The sequence below is a fragment of the Xanthomonas sacchari genome (assembly GCF_024266585.1).
Taxonomy (GTDB): Bacteria; Pseudomonadota; Gammaproteobacteria; order Xanthomonadales; family Xanthomonadaceae; genus Xanthomonas_A; species Xanthomonas_A sacchari_C.
Genome location: NZ_CP100647.1, coordinates 2,228,356 through 2,246,275, shown reverse-complemented (window position 1 = coordinate 2,246,275; position 17,920 = coordinate 2,228,356). Strand labels below are relative to the sequence as shown.

Genomic DNA, 17,920 nt, shown 5'->3' with positions numbered 1-17,920 from the left:
GCAGGCGTTGCACCTGCGCGCATGGCGTCGTTGCGTTGACCGTGGCCCTCAGTCCTTGGCCTGCCGATTGACCCCGAGGAAGCGCCCGGCGATCACCGCATAGCCGCTGCGCGACACCGCGCTGCCGGGATCGAAGTACGCATGCAGGGTCGGCGACAGGTCCTGCGGCCCCTGGGTCACCGCGAAGCGCGCGTTGAGGATGCCGGCATCCAGCGCCAGCTGCACGTAACCGCGCAGATTGCTCGGGATCGCCGCCACGTCCTCGATCGGCAGGCGCTGGTTGTTGTAGCTGACCGACAGCGTGCCGTCGAAGGCCAGCGCCTGCGTCTGCAGACCCAGCGCCTGCACCAGCGAGTACGCCAGCTGCAGCTTGCTGACGGTATCGTTGGGACGGAAATCGCCTGCGACCAGCCCCATCACCGCCGCCTGGTTCTGCTGCAGGTCGCGCAGCACCCCGCCCTTGCCCACCGCGGCCTCGGCGAACGGATAGGCCGGATCGTTGCGGCCGAGCCCGCTGAAGCTGGGCGTGGCCGGCAATGCCTGGCGCACGCCGGCGCCCATCACCAGATAGCGCGCCAACTCCGAGCGCTTGAGCGGATTCTGCGGGCGGAACAGGCCATCGGCATAGCCGTCCATCAGGCGGTTGGCGACCGCGTACTCGACCGCGCCGCGATCGCGATCGCCGCTGGCCACGTCGTTGAGACCGGTGTAGCCGCCGCTCAGCAGGAAGCTCAGGGTGCCGCGCACCGTGCCCGGGGCCGCCACGCCGTTGCTGCCCTTGGGCGCCACCTGCACGCCGCCGATCGATCCGATGCCGCGCACGCTGATGGTCCAGGTGCCCGGCTTGCCCGGCGCCCCGACGCTGACCGTGCTGCCCAGCAGCGGCAGCGCGATCGGCGAGCCGTGGCTGACGCCGTCCGGATCGGTCAGCACCAGCGCCTGGGTGTTGGCGTCGATGGTGGCCTTGGCGCTGACCCAGGCGACGTCCTTGCCGACGGTGAACGCCTGGGTCTGCGGCGTGCCCACCGGCGAGAATTGCACCTCGAACGGCTGGCTGCCACCGGGCAGCACCAGCGCGTTGCTGTTGAACGGATGCAGCGCATTGACCGTCTTGCCGAAGCCGCTGCGCTGCTTGCTGGCTTCCAGCAGCGCGGCATAGGCGTTCACGTAACCGGCGCCGGCCTCCCAGTAGGTGCGGCCGGGGATGTTGGTGGCGGTGCGTTCGAGCAGGTCCTTGACCTGGTCCGGGGTCAGGTCCGGATTGGCCTCCAGCAGCAGCGCGACGATGCCGGCCACGTGCGGCGTGGCCATCGAGGTGCCGCTCATCGTGGTGTAGAAGGGCAGCTGGGCCGGCGCGATCAGCTTGCTGTCCTTCTCCGCGGCCAGCGGCGGCAGCGCGCCGGTGGAATCGCGGGTGGAGACGATGTCCACGCCGGGCGCGGTGATCGTCGGCTCGTTCAGATAGGTCCAGGTCTTGCCGTCGGCCATGGTGAAGCTGCCGCTCTCGCCGCGCTTGCCGCGCGAGGAGAAGTCGGCCAGCGTGCCGTCCTTCTCGCCGGCGGCCACCGAAATCACCCACGGCGCCTGCGCGTACGGGTTGTGGGTGTCCTCGTCGGGGCCGTCGTTGCCGGCGGCGAACACGCTGACGATGCCGCGCTTGTACAACGCGTAGGTGGCGACGTTGACCGGGTTCTGCGGATCGAACTTGCCGGACGAGCCCCAAGAGTTGCTGGTGACGCGGATCGGATCCTTGAAGCTGAACTGATGCGTGGCCGCGTAGTCCAGGCCGCCGACCGCGTCCAGGATCAGCAGCACCGCGCCGGATCCGTAGCCGACCAGGCTGGCGCCGGTCGCCACGCCGCGGTAGTCGCCGTTGGACTGGGCGCCGGTGCCGCCGACCGTGCCGGCGCAATGCGTGCCATGGCCGGAGCCGAGGTCGGTATTGGGCACGCCCTCCACATAGGTGATCGGCAGCATCGCATCGACGTTGGCCAGGTTGGTGGTGCCCAGCACGTTCTGCACGACGCGGGTGCCGTAGGCCAGATCGCGATGGGTGGCATCGATGCCCGAGTCGTTGATCATCACCCCGACGCCGCGGCCGCTGTACGGCAGCGCGCGGCCGAAATCGCCGGGATTGCCCTGCGCGCGGTCCACGCCGGTCAGCTCGCGCGCTTCCTTGTTGAAGTAGCGCAGCGGCGCGTTGTAGTAGATCGAGGCGACGTCGTCGCGTTGCGCCAGCGCGCGGATCTCCGCCGGCGTGGCCAGCGCGCCGGCGATCGGCAGCGTGCGCATGGTGATCCCGCGGGTGATGCCCAGCGCGTGCAGCGCGGTGAGCTGCGAGGCGGAGACCGGCCCGGACTGGTCGTAGGTGATCACGATCTGCAGTTCGTCGCTGGCCGGCGCGCCGGCGAGCTTGGCCTCCAGCAACTGGTCCAGATGGGCGGCGGCCAGGGCGTCGCCGGCGAATGTAGCGCCGGCAAGCACGGCGCAGATGCCGATGGCAAGAATGGGACGGCGAATGGACATTGCAAAATCCCCGGATCGTCGAGGCCCGTAACGGGCGGTGGCCGAAGCGTGCCGGCCATCCCGATACGCGGCCAATCCGGCATCGCACCCAGCACGACCGGGTGGAAACACTCAGTCGGGCGTGCCCGACCATCAAGACGACGCGGCCACCGAACACCGGCGGCACGCAACGGCATCTCAGGCACCCCGCATGGTCGAGACTGCCCCCTGGCGCAGGTCCGCCAGCGCACGCCAGGAGACGCCGGCGCACGCTGCGTCGGTCCACGCGCGGCATGGCACGTGGCCACGACGCCGTGTCGCCACGCTACGACGCGCCGATGACAACGTTGGCTTCGGCGACGCGACAGCGTTGGCGAGAGCGGACGCTGTTCGTCCATCCCGTTGCGCAGGTGCAAGCGGCCATGACATGAACGACGGCGTGCCTGCCCTTGCACGCGAGCGGTGGCGCTCGGCTGCCTGCGGCAGGGTCACGGCGCGTGATCCAGCGAATACCGCGAACGGTACCGGAACAGCGCGCGTTCCGGGCAGCGGTGATCGACATGCGAGAAAGACCGGATCCGGCGGCGACCGGCCGGTCCGGGGCATGCGGCGCGGCGCGGCGCGGCGGAAACGAGAATGCGGGACGTGCGGGGCCCCACCGATTCCCGAACGCCATTCCGGGAACGCTGGAACCCCGCACGCCCCAGCACGGTGGGACCGCGGCGACCGGCCGATTGCGCTGCCCCATGCCGACAGCGTGATCGAAGGCAGCCGCGAGGGCGTCGACGACGCCGGTCATGCGGGTGGAGCTGCACGCCGTCGGCCAAGGACGGCGCACCGACTACAGCGCAAGCGCAGGCATCACGCGCGGTTGCGTTTGCGCTGTAGCGCGGGCGGACGTCGGCGTCCGCCCGGCCCGGATTACTTCTTGCTGGCCTCGAGCAGCGCCGAGTAGGCGTTGAGATAACCGCCGCCGACTTCCCAGGAGGCGCGTCCAGGCATCTTGGTCGCGGTGCGTTCGATCAGGTCCTTGACCTGGTCCGGGGTCAGGTTCGGGTTCGCCTCCAGCAGCAGCGCCACCACGCCGGCCACGTGCGGCGTGGCCATCGAGGTGCCGCTCATGGTGGTGTAGAACGGCAACTGGGTCGGCGCGATCAGCTTGGCATCCTTCTGCGCCGCCAGCGGCGGCAACAGGCCGGTGGAGGCACGGGTGGAGATGATGTCCACGCCCGGCGCGGTGATGCTGGGCTCGTTGATGTGGGTCCAGGTCTTGCCGTCGGCGGTGGTGAAGGTGTCGCGCTCGCCGGCCTTGCCACGCGAGGAGAAGTCGGCCAGGGTGCCGTCCTTGTTGCCGGCGGCGACCGAGATCACCCACGGCGCCTGCGCGTACGGATTGTGGGTGTCTTCCTTGGGACCGTCGTTGCCGGCGGCGAACACGCTGACGATGCCGCGCTTGTACAGTTCGTAGGTCGCCACGTTGACCGGGTCCGCCGGGTCGAACTTGCCGGACGTGCCCCAGGAATTGCTGGTGACGCGGATCGGATCCTTGAAGCTGTGCTGGTGCGAGGCCGCGTAATCCAGGCCGCCGACCGCGTCCAGGATCAGCAGCACGCCGCTGGAACCGTAGCCGACCAGGCTGGCGCCGGTCGCCACGCCGCGGTAGGTGCCGCCGGACTGGGCGCCGTTGCCGCCGACCGTGCCGGCGCAGTGGGTGCCGTGGCCGGAGCCGGCGTCGGTGTTCGGCACGCCCTCCAGGTAGGTGACCGGCAGCATGGAATCCAGATTGTGGAGGTTGGTGTTGGCCAGCACGTTCTGCACCACGCGGTCGCCATAGGCGAGGTCGCGATGGGTAGCGTCGATGCCCGAGTCGTTGATCAGCACGCCGACGCCGCGGCCGGTGAACGGCACGGTGCGGCCGAAATCGCCCGGATGGCTTTGCGCGCGGTTGACGCCGGTGGCCTCGCGGGCCTCCTGGTTGAAATAGCGCAGCGGCGCGTTGTAGTAGATCGAGGCGACATCGTCGCGCTCGGCCAGCGCCAGGATCTCTTCCGGCGTGGCCAGCGCACCGGCGATCGGCAGGGTCTGCATGCTGACGCCACGGGTGATGCCCAGGTCGTGCAGGACCGTCAGCTGCGCCGCCGAGACCGGCTTGGACTGCTTGTAGGTGATGACGATCTGCAGCTCGTCGGTCAGCGGCGCGTTGGCCAGTTTGGACTCCAGCAGGCTGTCCAGGTGTGCGGCGGCTTCGGCCTTGCCGCCGGCGAAGACGCCGCTGGCGAGGACGGCGCAGATGCCGATGGCGAGTGCGGGACGACGGATGGACATCTGGAATCTCCGGTTGGTGGCCCATGACGGGTGGGTGACTGCAGACTGAACCGGCGGCGCGGCGGCGCCTATCCGGGATCGCCCCTAGTGGGTATGAGTGGAAACACCCAGGACCGCGTGCATCGCGCGAACGGATCGGTATGATCGGGACGAAGGCAGCTGCCGCGCCGCGGTGCCGGGCGGGACGCGGCTGCGGTGCGCGGCGTCGGCACATGCAACAGGGGGTTTCAGATGCACACTTTTCAGATGCACACGATGTTCGCAAGAGTTTGCTTGCTGCTCTGCGCCGTGGCGGCGTCCGGCGGGCTCGCCGCGCAACCGCTGCCGGTGCAGGTGGACGTGAGCGGCAATGTGGCGACGGCGGCGATCGGCGCCGGCCCGCACCCGCTGGCGGAGCTGACGCTGGAGTTCGACAGCGTCAGCGACCTCAGCCCGGGCAATCTGGGCCTGAGCGCGGAACTGCTGAGCCCGGCCCAGGTCACCGCGCTGCTGCCGCGCCTGCCCGACGCGCAGGCCGGCCAGGTGCCGTCGCAGCTGCCGCTGTTGATCACGGTGACGCCGCCGCCGAGCGGCGGCCTGTCGTTCCGGCGGATCGTGCATGTCGAACTGCACACGCATGCGCTGACCTACACCGCCGGCAGCACCCTGCGCCTGTTCAAGGCACCGGAGGGCGGCGATTTCCGCGACATCACCGACGAGATCGCCCCCGGCAGCGTCCGCGCCCGCGGCACCACCGGCGGCTTCTCGCAGTTCATCGTGCTCCACGACCTGCGCCCGACCGCCAACGTGGTGGCCACCAAGCTGAGCCGCCTGCGGGCGCTGGTGGCACAGTTGCCCGCCAGCGAGGCGGCGCCGCTGACGCCCCTGCTGGACAGCGTGCAGAGCGCACTGGCCCACACCGACTACAGCGCCGCCACGGTGGCGCTGGACGGGTTCCGCGAGCAGGTGTCGGCGCGCGCCGGCCAAGGCATCGCGCAGACCTGGCACGCCGGCATGAGCGTGGGCAATCCCGCAGGCGAACTGCTGGCCGGCGCCGCGACGCTACGCTTCTCCATCGACTACCAACGTCTCTACGCGCCTTGAGCGCGGCTGGACCGGCCACGCGCGCCGCGACGGAGGACATCCCGCAATGCCCGCGCGCCTGACCGCCTACCTGCCCGACGCGCCGGCACCGACGCTGCTGCTCGCCGCCGGGCAGACCCTGGCGATCGGCCGTGCCGCGGACAACGCGCTGGCGCTGCAACACCCCTCCGTGTCGCGCTGGCACGCGCAACTGCAGCCACAGGCCGACGGCCACTGGCAGTTGCACGACCTGGGCAGCAAGAACGGCAGCTTCCGCGACGGGGTGCGCGTGGCCGCGCCGATCGCGCTGGAGACGGCGACCTGGCTGCGCTTCGGCGATATCTACGCCGAGTTCGCTCCGCTCAGCGCGGCCGATGCCGAACTGGCCGAACACCGCCAGCGCGCCCGCTGCGACCGCGCCACCGCACTCACCCAGCGCCTGGCCCAGCTCGGCGGACTTGACGACCTGCTCGGCGCCAGCCTGGAGGCGGTGGTCGAACTGGCCCAGGCCGAACGCGGCGTGCTGGTCCTGGCCGAGCCCCAGGGCCAGCGCGTCGCGGCCAGCCACGGCACCGGGCCGCTGCCGCTGCAGCGCGGTCTGGCCGGCAGCGAAGGAGCCCTGCAGCGCGCCCTGCGCCACGGCCAGGCCACCGTGGCCCACGACGTCGGCGGCGTGCCGTGGCTGGCCGAGCGCGCCTCGGTCTGCGCCGCCGACCTGCGCACCGTGCTGTGCCTGCCGCTACGCGACGGCGCGCGCGTGATCGGTGCGATCTATGCCGACAGCCGCCGCGCCGGCAGCGCCATCGGCGCGCTGGACATGCAGTTGCTCGAGGCCTTCTGCGAGCGCGCGGCGCTGTGGATCGCCGCGCGCCAGGCGCTGCGCGACGCCGGCGCGGAACCCGGGCCGGCATGAGCGACGCCGCCACGTCCACCGGCCTGTACGCGCAGGAAAGCCTGGCCACGGGCGACGTGCTGGCCGGCCGCTTCCGCATCGAGCGCCTGCTCGGCATCGGCGGCATGGGCCTGGTGTACCTGGCCCACGACCAGGCGCTGGGCATCGATGTGGCGGTCAAGCTGCTGCGCCCGGAACTGGCGCAGCGGCCGCAGGCGTTCGCGCGCTTCCGCCAGGAACTGCTGCTGGCGCGGCAGGTCTCCAGCCCGCACGTGGTGCGGATCCACGACCTGGCCGAACACGCCGGGCGCTGGCTGATCAGCATGGACTACGTGGATGGCGAGTCGCTGGAGGCGCGGCTGCAGCGCGAGGAACGGCTGGACCTGGACAGCGCCCTGCGCATCGCCGGCGACATCGCCCGCGGCCTGCAGGCGGCGCATGCGCGCGGCGTCGTGCACCGCGACCTGAAGCCGGCCAACATCCTGCTGCAGCGCGGCGGCGATGCGCTGATCAGCGACTTCGGGGTGGCCTGTTCGATGGCCAGCAGCGGCCTCGGCGCGACCCTCGGCAATGTCATCGGCACGCCCGCCTACCTGTCGCCGGAACAGGCGCGCGGCGATCCGCTCGACCCGCGCAGCGACCTCTATACGCTGGGCCTGATCCTGTACGAAATGCTCGCCGGGCAGGTGCCGTTCGCCGGCGGCACCCTGTCCGAGACCCTGGCCCAACGCATGCTGCGCGAGCCGCCGCCGGTGGACCGGCTGCGCGCCGACGTGCCGGCCTGGCTGGTGCGGCTGCTGCAGCGGCTGCTGCGCCCGCAGCCGCGCGACCGGCTGCAGCACGCCGGCGAGGTGATCGCGGCGATCGAGCGGCGGCAACTGCCGCGCGATCGCCGGCGTTGGCGCCGGATCGGGCTGGGCCTGGCCGCAACCCTGGCCGGCGCCGCCCTGCTCGGCGCCGGCGCCTGGCAATGGCACGCGCAACGCGCCAGCACGCCGCCGCCGGTGGCCGCGGTGCAACCGCTGCCGCGCCTGCTGGTCCTTCCGCTGGCCGGCGATCCGGCCAGCGCCGAACAACGCCTGGCGCTCGGCGCCTGGCTGCGCGGCAGCCTCGGCGAAACGCTGACCGTGGTCGACGACGAACGCACCCGCCAGGCGCTGCGCCAGTACGACCCCACTGGCCAGGCGCCGCTGGACGTGGCGGCGCTGCGCCGGCTCGCCTCGGCGCAACGCGTGCTGCAGCCGAGCCTGCAACGCCAGGGCGCCGGCTGGCGCCTGCAGGCGCTGCTGTCTCCGGCCAGCGGCGCGCCGCAACGCCTGGACGGGCCGGTCGCCGCCGATCCGGCCGCGGCCTATGCCGCCTGGTTGCCGATCGCGTCCAGGGCACTGCTTCGCGATGGCACCGCCCTGCCCGACGACCTCCCCGCGCCCGCCGCGCTGCAGGCCTACGCGCGCGGCCTGGCGGCGCAGCAGCACGACGACAGCGCGCAGGCGCTGCAGCAGTTCGCCGCGGCCAGCGCGCAGGCCCCGCACTCCGCGCCGCTGCGCCTGGCCGAGGTGGTGGCGGCGCAGGCCATCGGCGAGGAACAGAAGGCACACGAGGCGTTGAGCGCGCCCGTGCCCGCAGCGCCGGCGCGGCCGCGCACCCTGGCGCTGCTGGCGGCGCTGCGCCTGGAAGCCGAAGACGATCTCGCCGCCGCCGACCGCGCCTGGCAGGCGCTGGCCACGGCCCGGCCCGACGACAGCGTGGTGCAACTGCAGTACGCGCGCATCCAGGCGCAGGCCGGCCACCTGGACACGGCGCGCGGCCGGTTGCGCGCGCTGGCGCAGCGCGATCCCGACGATCCGCGGCTGTGGCTGGCGCTGGGCAAGCTGGCGATCCTCAGCGGCAACGCCGCCACCGCGGTGGACGACGACCTGCTGCGCGCGCAGCTGCTGTTCCGCCGCGGGCGCGACCTCTATGGCGAAGCGGAGACGGTGAACGCACTGGGCGTGGGCTACGGCCGCCTCGGTCTGGCGCAGCAGGCGCAGGCGCAGTACCTGCGCGCCGTGGAGCTGCGCCGGCAGGTCGGCAATCGCCGCGGCGTCGCCACCAGCCTGCGCAACCTGGCCGGCACCCTCAGCATCGGCGGCGCCTTCGCCGAGGCCGAACAGCACCTGCGCCAGGCGCAGGCGCTGTACACCGAGCTGGGCGACCGCAACGGCCAGGCCGCGGCCGCCAACGAACTCGGCCTGCTGGCCGAGGAGCGCGGCGACTACCCGCAGGCGCTGCAAGCGTTCCGCGGCGCGCTGTCGGCCTGGCGCGCGCTCGGCGATGCGCTCGGCGTGGCCGAGACCCTCAACAACATCGGTTTCGCGCATTTCCAGTTGGGCGACCTGGACAGCGCCCAGGCGTTCTGGGAACAGGCCGCGCGCGCCTATGACGACCTCAACGACGCCACCGGCCGCGTGCGCACCGCGCAGAATCTCGGCCTGCTGGCCACCGCGCGCGGCCACTGGACGCAGGCGCAGACCCTGCTGACCCAGGCGCTGCGCGAGGCCGAGCGCCACCAGATGCTCGAGGAGGTGGCGGTGAGCCGGCGCAACCTGGCCGAACTGGCGTTCTGGCAAGGCCAGCGCGGGGTGGCGCTGACCGAACTGGACCAGGCGCAACGGCTGTTCCAGCAGAGCCGCGACCAGCGCGGCCAGACCGACATCGCCCTGCTGCGCGCGCAAGTGTGGCTGGCGCTGGACGACCGCGCGCAGGCACGGCTGGCGCTGCAGCAGGTGCAGCGGCAGGCGCCCGCCTCGGTGTCCAGCGAACAGCGCGCCAGCGCCGCGCTGCTGCAGGCGCAACTGGCCGAACGCGACGGCGACAGCGCCGCGGCCGCCACCGCGCTGCGCCAGGCCGAGGCGCTGGCGCGCGCCAGCGGCACCCGCCTGCTGCAGCTGCAGGTGCAGGTGCAGGCGGCGCACGACGAACCCGCCCTGGCCGCGCTGGAGGGCGAGGTCGCGCGCCTGGGCAATGCCGGGCTGCGCCTGCGCTTTCTGCAGCAGGCGCTGCGCTATGGCGCGGCCGACCAGGTGGCGGCGCGCTACGCGCAGGCGCAGGCCCTGCTGCTGCGCGGCACTCCGCTGTTCGCCGCGGCGCTGCACACCCAGGCCGCGCAGCGCCTGCAGGCGCTCGGCGACGCCGATGCCGCGCAACGTGCCCGCCGCGCCGCCGCGCAGGCCGCCAGCGGTTCCGATGTCGCGCGCGCAGGAACCACCCCATGAGCGAGGCCGCCGCGACCGCCGCCGAACGCTACCGCCTGCTGCTGCAGCGCCTGGAAGCCAACGAACGCGAGTTCCGCCGCCTCGGCCGCGCCGTGGTCAAGGTCCAGGAGGACGAGCGCCGGCGCCTGGCGCGCGAGCTGCACGATGGCGTCGGCCAGAACCTGACCGTGCTCAAGCACCGGCTGGCGCAGCTCGGCGCGGCGCTCGGCGGCGCCGATGCGGCACTGCGCGCGCCGCTGGAGGACGCCATCCACCTGTGCACGCAGGCGCTGGAGGACACCCGGCAGATGTCGCGGCTGCTGCGCCCGCCGATTCTCGACGACCTGGGACTGGAGGCCGCGCTCGGCTGGCTGGGCCGCAGCCAGTCCGCCGCCGGCGCCACCCCGGTGGCGGTGGAGATCGGGCCGCTGCCGGCGCTGGACGAAGCGCTGCAGACCCTGCTGTTCCGCAGCGCGCAGGAGGCGCTGACCAATGCGCTGAAGCACTCGGGCGCGCAATCGGTGCTGTTGCGGCTGGTCGCCCGCGACGGCTGGGCGCACCTGCAGGTGCTCGACGACGGCCGCGGCTGCGATCCGCAGCGGGCGCTGACCGCCGGCGGCAGCGGCCTGAGCGGCCTGCGCGAACGCCTGCGCCTGAGCGGCGGCAGCCTGCGCCTGCAATCGTCCCCGGGCGAGGGCTGCTGCGTGCAGATCCGGGTTCCGCTGGAGGCCGATTGAACGCGCCCGCCCTGCCCCATTCCGACGCCCGCGCGGCGCTGCACACGCCGCGACCGGCCCCGCGACGGCGGCCTCCCGCCGCCCCCGGCCAACGCCACGGGAGCGGACCGGCATGACCGCGCCGATCCGTGTCCTCATCGCCGACGACCACACCCTGGTGCGCGAAAGCCTGGTCGCCGTGCTCGACGCCGTCGCCGGCATCCAGGTGGTGGCGCAGGCCGCCGACGGCATCGAGGCGCTGGCCAAGGCCGAGGCGACCCGCCCGGACGTGGCGATCGTGGACATCTCCATGCCGCGGCTCAACGGCATCGACGTGGTCCGGCGGCTGTGCGAGACCGTGCCGCTGGCGCGGATCCTGGTGCTGACCATGCACGAGGAACACGAGTACGTGCTGCACGCGGTGCGCGCCGGCGCCTCCGGCTACCTGCTCAAGGACAGCGCCAGCGCCGACCTGATCGCCGCGGTGCGCAACCTGCACGCCGGCCGCGGCCACTTCTCGCCGCAGGCCGCGCAAGCGCTGGTGACGCAGATGCAGCAGCCGCAGGCGCTGCCGCAGGACCCCTACCGCAGCCTGACCGCGCGCGAACGCGAGGTGTTCCACCTGATCGTGGAAGGCCGCACCACCAAGGAGATCGCGCGGGTGCTGCAGATCAGCGTCAAGACCGCCGAGAACCACCGTTTCCGCGTGCTCAACAAGCTGGGCATGCGCAATACCGCCGAACTGGTGCGCTACGCGGTCCGCCACGGCCTGCTTGACTGAACCGCGCCGCGCGCCCGCGCCTTCGCCGCGGCTGCGCACACTCCATACGCCATAGTATCCTGGCGACCTCGGCCGCGCCGCGGCCCCGTCACGAGCGATCGCATGAGCACCTATCAAGCCCCGTTGACCGATCTCCGCTTCGCACTGCACGACGTGCTGCAGGTGGAGGCGCTGTTCGCCCGCCTGGGCCATGCCGACGCCAACGCCGAACTGATCGACGCGGTGCTGGAGGAAGCGGCGCGCTTCACCGGCACGGTGCTGGCGCCGCTGAACCGGGTCGGCGACGAGCACGGCTGCACCCTGGACAAGGCCACCGGCGCGGTGACCACCGCGCCCGGCTTCCGCGAGGCCTACCGACAGTTCGCCGAGGGCGGCTGGACCGGGCTGACCGCCGCCGCCGAGTTCGGCGGCCAGGGCCTGCCGCACACCCTGGGCGTGCCGCTCAACGAGATGGTCAACGCCGCCAACCTGGCCTGGGGCAACTTCCCGCTGCTGTCGCACGGCGCGGTCGAGGCGCTCAAGCAGCACGGCGAGGCCTGGCAGCAGGAGGTGTTCCTGAAGCCGCTGGTGGACGGCCGCTGGACCGGCACCATGTGCCTGACCGAGCCGCACTGCGGCACCGACCTGGGCCTGCTCAAGACCCGCGCCGAGCCCAACGCCGACGGCAGTTGGTCGGTCAGCGGCACCAAGATCTTCATCACCGCCGGCGAGCACGACTTCACCGACAACATCGTGCACCTGGTACTGGCGCGGCTGCCGGACGCGCCGGCCGGGGCCAAGGGCATCTCGCTGCTGGTGGTGCCCAAGTTCAAGGTCGCCCGCGACGGCAGCGTCGGCGAGCGCAACGCGCTGCGCTGCGGCTCGCTGGAGCACAAGATGGGCATCCACGGCTCGGCCACCTGCGTGATGAACTTCGACGGCGCCGAGGGCTACCTGGTCGGACAGCCGCACAAGGGCCTGCAGGCGATGTTCACCATGATGAACACCGCGCGCCTGGGCGTGGGCCTGCAGGGCATCGGCCTGTCCGAGCGCGCCTACCAGAACGCGCTGCGCTACGCCCGCGAGCGCCTGCAGTCGCGTTCGCTCAGCGGCGCCAAGCTGCCGGAGAAGCCGGCCGACCCGATCCTGGTGCATCCGGACGTGCGCCGCATGCTGCTGACGGTGAAGGCGCTGACCGAAGGCAGCCGCCTGCTGGCGCTGCATGCCGCCACCCTGATCGACATCGCGCACAGCGCGCAGGACCCGGCCGAACGCGAGCAGGCCGACGTGCTGGTCAGCTTCCTCACCCCGATCTCCAAGGCCTGCCAGACCGAGTGGGCGGTGGAGAACACCTACCACGCGCTGCAGTGCTTCGGCGGCCACGGCTACATCCACGAGCACGGCATGGAGCAACTGGCCCGCGACGCGCGCATCACCACCCTCTATGAAGGCACCACCGGCATCCAGGCGCTGGACCTGATCGGGCGCAAGACCGCGGCCAGCCAGGGCGCCGGGCTGAAGCTGTTCCTGGCGCAGATCGAGGCGTTCCTGAGCGAGCACGCCGACAACCCGGCGGTGGCCGAATTCGTCGCGCCGCTGCGCGAAAAGGCCGCCGAGTGGGCGGCGCTGACCAAGCACGTCCTGCAGCGCGCCGCCGGCAATCCCGAGGAACTGGGCGCGGCCAGCTACGACTACGTGTTCTATTCCGGCTACGTGGTGCTGGCCTACTGGTGGGCGCGCAGCGTCGCCGCGGCCGAGGCCTCGGCGCACGGCGAGGCGTTCAAGCAGTCCAAGCGCGAGACCGCGCGCTTCTACTACGCCCGCCTGCTGCCGCGCACGCTGACCCACGCCGCGGCCATCGACAGCGGCGCCGCGCCGCTGATGGCGCTGGCCGACGCGCAGTTCTGAGGCGCACATTCACGTCCGAACGCCGCCCCGGCACGCACACCGTGTCGGGGTTGCACGGCGCGCCGCGGGCCGATACACAAACCGTCACCAATCGGGTATAAGCTGTCTTCCCGATGGAGACAGACACAACAACGCTTGGTCTGATCGATACCGGGGCCTGCGGCGCCTCGGCCGCGGTCCCGTCGCCTGCGGCGTCCCCTTCCCACCTGCCTTCGGTCCGGCTGCTGTCGCTGGACGCGCACGGCCGCGTGCTGGACTGGATCAACTGGCAGGATGCCGCCTGCCTGTACGCGCGCGGCGCGGTCGCCTGGACCCTGGGCGAGCCGTGCCTGCACATCCACGGCGGCATCTGCCGCGCCAGCGGCGAGCGCAGCGTGCTGGAGCTGCATCCGATCATCGCCGCGCGCGGCCATGCGCACGCGCGCGCGCTCGACCCCACCCCGACCCTGACCAACACCGCGCTGTTCGCCCGCGACGCGCAGTTGTGCCTGTACTGCGGCCAGCAGTTCAGCCGCCCGCACCTGACCCGCGACCACGTGCTGCCGGTGTCCAAGGGCGGCCGCGACACCTGGGAGAACGTGGTCACCGCGTGCTTCCACTGCAATTCGCGCAAGGGCAACCGCACCCCGCAGCAGGCGTCGATGCCGCTGCTGGCGGTACCGTACCGGCCGAGCTGGATCGAGCACCTGATCCTGTCCAACCGCAACATCCTGGCCGACCAGATGTCGTTCCTGAAGGCGCAGTTGCCAAAGCGCTCGAAGCTGTCGTTGTAGCGCGCGGCCTCACGCCGCCGTCACACCCGCTGCGACGGATTGCCGCACCCCGGCCGAAACAGGCCATGCCTGCGCCCGCGACTGAACGGGTCGATTGCGCGTGCCCGGAATGGAGAGGAAAATGACAGGTCCGCTGAACCTCCATTCCGATGATCGATCCCACCCGCTATCCGCGCCTCTCGCGCATCCAGGTCCCCGCCGAACTGCGTTGCTTCGATGAAGCGGAGCTGCCGGCCATCGCCGAGGAACTGCGCGCCTTTCTGATCGAGAGCGTCGGCAAGAGCGGCGGCCATTTCGGCGCCGGGCTGGGCGTGATCGAACTCACCGTGGCCCTGCATTACCTGTACGACACGCCGGTCGATCAGTTGGTCTGGGACGTCGGCCACCAGACCTACCCGCACAAGATCCTCACCGGGCGCCGCGACCGCATCCACACGGTCAAGCAGGCCGATGGCGTGGCGCCGTTCCCCAAGCGCGAGGAAAGCGAATACGACACCTTCGGCGTCGGCCATTCCTCCACCTCGATCTCGGCCGCGCTGGGCATGGCGGTGGCGCTGCAGCGCAGCGGCGACGAGCGCAAGGTGGTGGCGGTGATCGGCGACGGCGCGATGACCGCCGGCATGGCCTACGAGGCGCTGAACCACGCCGGCGGCATGGACCCGGAACCGAACCTGCTGGTGATCCTCAACGACAACCGCATGTCGATCTCCGAGGCGGTCGGCGGGGTCACCAAGATGCTGGGGCGGATGAGCGGCAGCAAGACCCTCAACGCCATCCGCGAGGGCGGCAAGAAGATCCTCGGCGACAAGAAGAGCAACCCCACCGCGCGCTTCGTGCGGCGCTGGGAAGAGCACTGGAAGGGCATGTTCGTGCCATCCACGCTGTTCGAGGAAATGGGCTTCCACTACACCGGCCCGATCGACGGCCACGACCTGCCGGCGCTGCTCGGCGCGCTGAAGACGCTCAAGACCCTGAAGGGTCCGCAGTTGCTGCACGTCATCACCACCAAGGGCAAGGGCTACGAGCTGGCCGAGGGCGACCAGATCGGCTACCACGCGGTCGGCCCGTTCGACCCGAGCAAGGGTCTGGTGCCCAAGCCGGGCGCCAAGGCCCCGACCTACACCGACGTGTTCGGCGACTGGATCTGCGACATGGCCGCGGCCGAACCGGCGCTGCTGGCGATCACCCCGGCGATGCGCGAAGGCTCGGGCCTGGTACGCTTCAGCAAGGAGTACCCGCAGCGCTACTTCGATGTGGCGATCGCCGAGCAGCATGCGGTGACCCTCGCCGCGGGCATGGCCGTGCACGGCGCCAAGCCGGTGGTGGCGATCTACTCCACCTTCCTGCAGCGCGGCTACGACCAACTGGTGCACGACGTGGCGCTGCAGCAGCTCGACGTGCTGTTCGCGATCGACCGCGGCGGCGTGGTCGGCCCGGACGGGGCCACCCATGCCGGCAACCTGGACCTGAGTTTCCTGCGCTGCGTGCCGCACCTGGTGGTGATGGCGCCGGCCGACGAAGCCGAATGCCGGCAACTGCTCAGCACCGGCCTGCGCCACCGCGGCCCGGCCGCGGTGCGCTACCCGCGCGGCACCGGTCCCGGGATCGCCCCGGGGACCACGCTGGAGCCCTTGCCGATCGGCAAGGCGCAGCTGCGCGCGCAGGGCCACACGCTGGCGTTGCTGGCGTTCGGCGCGACCCTGGCGGCGGCCGAACAGGTCGGCCGCGAACTGGGCCTGAGCGTGGTCAACATGCGCTTCGTCAAGCCGCTGGACCGGGCGCTGCTGCTGGAACTGGCGCAGAGCCACGACGGCTTCGTGACCATCGAGGACAACGTGGTGGCCGGCGGCGCCGGCGCCGGCGTGTCCGAACTGTTCAATGCCGAAGGCGTGCTGCGCCCGATCCTGCACCTGGGTCTGCCCGACGCGTTCCAGCATCACGCCAGCCGCGAGCAGTTGCTGGCCGAAGCCGGCATCGACGCCGCCGGCATCCGCGCCGCGGTGCTGGCGCGCTGGCCGCAGCTGGCCGCCAGCGGCAACGCGCCGCGCACCGCCGCGGGCTGACGGCGGCGGTCACCGCGAGCGCTGCTGCACTGTCTGCTGCGCCTGCCTGCACGACGCGACGCAGGCGGTCCGCACGCGTCCCGACACCGCGCGCACGCCAGGGCGGCCCATCCCTCCCAGATGACGCGCCCTAGGGCGTGATCACCTCGTCGCCGCGGGCGCGCAGCCGATCCAGCGGCCCGCCGGGTTCCTGCAAGGTCTGCATCGGCAGCACCGCGAAACTGGAGCGGTGCTGCGCCAGCGCCCGCTCGGCCGCCTGCAGCCACGCCGCCTGCGCACGCTGGCGCACGTCGCCCAGGCCCAGCTTGCGCGCGATCGCCGCGTCGCCGACCGCGTCCAGGCAGACCCGGTACTGATCGTTGGCCGGCAGCGTGGCCAGCGTGTCCAGATCGCCGATGGCCCAGGCGTTGGCGCGCAGGCGCATCGTCTGCAGGTCGCGGTCGATGACCTGCAGCGTGCGCGCAAAGCAGGTGCTGTCGTTGAGCGACGTCGCACGGAATTCCTGCAGCGCGCGCTTGGCGTCGGGCACGCTCACCTCGACCACCACCGGCACGATCGGCACCTTGGCGCGTTTGGCCGCGCGCTCGACCACCGGCTGCACGACGCTGCCCAGGACCAGGCCGGACTTGCGCATCGCCGCTTCGTACAGTTCCTGCGCGGCGAACACCGGCCGCCAGCGTTCCACGCCGCCGTCGCGGCCCAGGTAGCGCGCCTTCAGCGGCAGCCAGCGCGCGTACAGCTCGGGCGGCAGGACTTCCTGCAACGTGCGGTCGTCGGGATTGCGCCGCGCCTTGAGCAAGGCCGGCAGCAGCAACATGGTGCGGAACATGCCCAGGTTCGAACGCAGCGTCACCGTCGGCGCCGCAATCACCTGTTGCGATTCGGCGATCACCCGCTCCACTTCGCCCGATTCCCACTGCATGCGCCGGGGCAGCGGCGACACCGTGCCGAGGATCCACAGCACGTGGTCGCCGCGGCGGACCTGCCACAGGCCGGGGCCGGGCTGGCGCCCGCTGACCAGCACCGCCTCCAGGTCGACCACCGGTGGATTCGTTGGCGCGGCCGGCACCGCGGTCTGCGCCTGCGCGGCGGGCATGCCCGCCGCCAGCAACGCCGCAGCCAGGCACACCGCCGGCCCGATCCGGCGCCCGACCGCTTGCAGCGCGGTCGCCGCACTCCCCGTCCGCAGCGGCATCAGCCCGCCAGCTTCGGCAGGTGCGCGGCCAGCGGATCGGTGTCCGCCAGCAGTTCGAAGCGCTCCCACAGGAAGCCCGGCGCCACCACGCAACGCACCAGGCAATAGTCGGCCAGCGGACGCGCCGCCTGCCAGGTGCCGGCCGCGATCACCACCGACGGCATGCCGCCGCGCTCGCTGGCATCCAGCCGGTAGCGCTGCAGGCCATGCTGCGGATCGAAGCCGAGCAGTTCCAGCGCCCCGCCCTCTTCCCATTGCCAGGTCTCGTCGGCATCGATGCGGTGCCAGTTGCTGACCTCGCCGTGCGCCAGCAGGAAGCGGATCGCGGTGCAGGCCGGGCGCAGCGTTTCTTCGTGTTGCACCTGCAAGGCCGAGGTGTGCACGCGCGCGTAGCGCCCGCCTTCGGGGTGCGGCAGCAGCGACAGGTCGCGCACCAGGGCGGCGATTCGGAAAGCGGCGGCGCTGGACATGCGCCCAGTCTAATCCGG

At 72.0% G+C, this 17,920-nt stretch carries 12 protein-coding genes; 8 read left to right on the top strand and 4 right to left on the bottom strand.

Translation table 11 applies throughout. The features are described from left to right. Positions 1–48 precede the first annotated feature (48 nt). Positions 49–2,526: a S8 family serine peptidase gene (locus NKJ47_RS09130; protein WP_254461133.1), complete on the bottom strand. Its 2,478-nt coding sequence runs from the start codon at positions 2,524–2,526 to the stop codon at positions 49–51. 900 nt (positions 2,527–3,426) lie between these two features. Continuing rightward, the gene (locus tag NKJ47_RS09125; protein WP_254461132.1) at positions 3,427–4,830 is read right to left on the bottom strand and encodes a S8 family serine peptidase; all 1,404 of its coding nucleotides are present in this window, start codon (positions 4,828–4,830) and stop codon (positions 3,427–3,429) included. 231 nt (positions 4,831–5,061) lie between these two features. On the opposite strand from NKJ47_RS09125, the gene NKJ47_RS09120 reads away from it, so the two are divergent. The 8 genes from NKJ47_RS09120 to dxs all read left to right on the top strand — a co-directional run bounded on the left by NKJ47_RS09120 (position 5,062) and on the right by dxs (position 16,237). Then, entirely contained in the window at positions 5,062–5,913 is an 852-nt protein-coding gene (locus tag NKJ47_RS09120; protein ID WP_429002509.1) for a DUF6689 family protein, read from the top strand. Between the two features lie 46 nt (positions 5,914–5,959). Next, positions 5,960–6,805 (top strand): FHA domain-containing protein, encoded by an 846-nt coding sequence (locus NKJ47_RS09115; RefSeq protein ID WP_254461130.1) that lies wholly within the window; start codon positions 5,960–5,962, stop codon positions 6,803–6,805. Next, on the top strand, positions 6,802–10,038 hold the full coding sequence (locus NKJ47_RS09110) for a serine/threonine-protein kinase (protein ID WP_254461129.1): 3,237 nt from the start codon (positions 6,802–6,804) through the stop codon (positions 10,036–10,038). Before NKJ47_RS09115 ends, NKJ47_RS09110 begins: the two co-directional genes overlap by 4 nt. Next, positions 10,035–10,754 carry a sensor histidine kinase gene (locus tag NKJ47_RS09105; RefSeq protein ID WP_254461128.1) on the top strand — a complete coding sequence of 240 codons (720 nt, stop codon included), beginning with the start codon at positions 10,035–10,037 and terminating at the stop codon, positions 10,752–10,754. The genes NKJ47_RS09110 and NKJ47_RS09105 overlap by 4 nt, the downstream gene beginning before the upstream one ends. Positions 10,755–10,866: 112 nt before the next feature. Beyond that, the gene (locus tag NKJ47_RS09100; protein WP_254461127.1) at positions 10,867–11,514 is read left to right on the top strand and encodes a response regulator; all 648 of its coding nucleotides are present in this window, start codon (positions 10,867–10,869) and stop codon (positions 11,512–11,514) included. A gap of 102 nt (positions 11,515–11,616) precedes the next feature. Further along, positions 11,617–13,401, top strand: coding sequence for an acyl-CoA dehydrogenase C-terminal domain-containing protein (locus NKJ47_RS09095; RefSeq protein WP_254461126.1), 1,785 nt, complete (start codon positions 11,617–11,619; stop codon positions 13,399–13,401). A gap of 113 nt (positions 13,402–13,514) precedes the next feature. Then, positions 13,515–14,174, top strand: a complete 660-nt coding sequence (locus NKJ47_RS09090) for an HNH endonuclease (RefSeq protein WP_254461125.1) — start codon at positions 13,515–13,517, stop codon at positions 14,172–14,174. A gap of 149 nt (positions 14,175–14,323) precedes the next feature. Then, positions 14,324–16,237 (top strand): 1-deoxy-D-xylulose-5-phosphate synthase, encoded by a 1,914-nt coding sequence (gene dxs / locus NKJ47_RS09085; RefSeq protein WP_254461124.1) that lies wholly within the window; start codon positions 14,324–14,326, stop codon positions 16,235–16,237. 130 nt (positions 16,238–16,367) lie between these two features. On the opposite strand, the gene NKJ47_RS09080 is transcribed toward dxs, so the two are convergent. Both NKJ47_RS09080 and NKJ47_RS09075 read right to left on the bottom strand, forming a co-directional pair. Continuing rightward, positions 16,368–17,432, bottom strand: a complete 1,065-nt coding sequence (locus NKJ47_RS09080; protein ID WP_254461123.1) for a TraB/GumN family protein — start codon at positions 17,430–17,432, stop codon at positions 16,368–16,370. Then, positions 17,432–17,902 (bottom strand): cupin domain-containing protein, encoded by a 471-nt coding sequence (locus NKJ47_RS09075; RefSeq protein ID WP_254461122.1) that lies wholly within the window; start codon positions 17,900–17,902, stop codon positions 17,432–17,434. The genes NKJ47_RS09080 and NKJ47_RS09075 overlap by 1 nt, the downstream gene beginning before the upstream one ends. Positions 17,903–17,920: the final 18 nt, after the last annotated feature.

Bases quoted from the DNA above. Each gene is read 5' to 3' on its own strand.
- NKJ47_RS09105 (WP_254461128.1), top strand. From the start codon at position 10,035: ATGAGCGAGGCCGCCGCGACCGCCGCCGAACGCTACCGCCTGCTGCTG.
- NKJ47_RS09130 (WP_254461133.1), bottom strand. From the start codon at position 2,526: ATGTCCATTCGCCGTCCCATTCTTGCCATCGGCATCTGCGCCGTGCTT.
- NKJ47_RS09125 (WP_254461132.1), bottom strand. From the start codon at position 4,830: ATGTCCATCCGTCGTCCCGCACTCGCCATCGGCATCTGCGCCGTCCTC.
- NKJ47_RS09075 (WP_254461122.1), bottom strand. From the start codon at position 17,902: ATGTCCAGCGCCGCCGCTTTCCGAATCGCCGCCCTGGTGCGCGACCTG.
- NKJ47_RS09110 (WP_254461129.1), top strand. From the start codon at position 6,802: ATGAGCGACGCCGCCACGTCCACCGGCCTGTACGCGCAGGAAAGCCTG.
- dxs (WP_254461124.1), top strand. From the start codon at position 14,324: ATGATCGATCCCACCCGCTATCCGCGCCTCTCGCGCATCCAGGTCCCC.
- NKJ47_RS09120 (WP_429002509.1), top strand. From the start codon at position 5,062: ATGCACACTTTTCAGATGCACACGATGTTCGCAAGAGTTTGCTTGCTG.
- NKJ47_RS09095 (WP_254461126.1), top strand. From the start codon at position 11,617: ATGAGCACCTATCAAGCCCCGTTGACCGATCTCCGCTTCGCACTGCAC.
- NKJ47_RS09090 (WP_254461125.1), top strand. From the start codon at position 13,515: ATGGAGACAGACACAACAACGCTTGGTCTGATCGATACCGGGGCCTGC.
- NKJ47_RS09080 (WP_254461123.1), bottom strand. From the start codon at position 17,432: ATGCCGCTGCGGACGGGGAGTGCGGCGACCGCGCTGCAAGCGGTCGGG.
- NKJ47_RS09100 (WP_254461127.1), top strand. From the start codon at position 10,867: ATGACCGCGCCGATCCGTGTCCTCATCGCCGACGACCACACCCTGGTG.
- NKJ47_RS09115 (WP_254461130.1), top strand. From the start codon at position 5,960: ATGCCCGCGCGCCTGACCGCCTACCTGCCCGACGCGCCGGCACCGACG.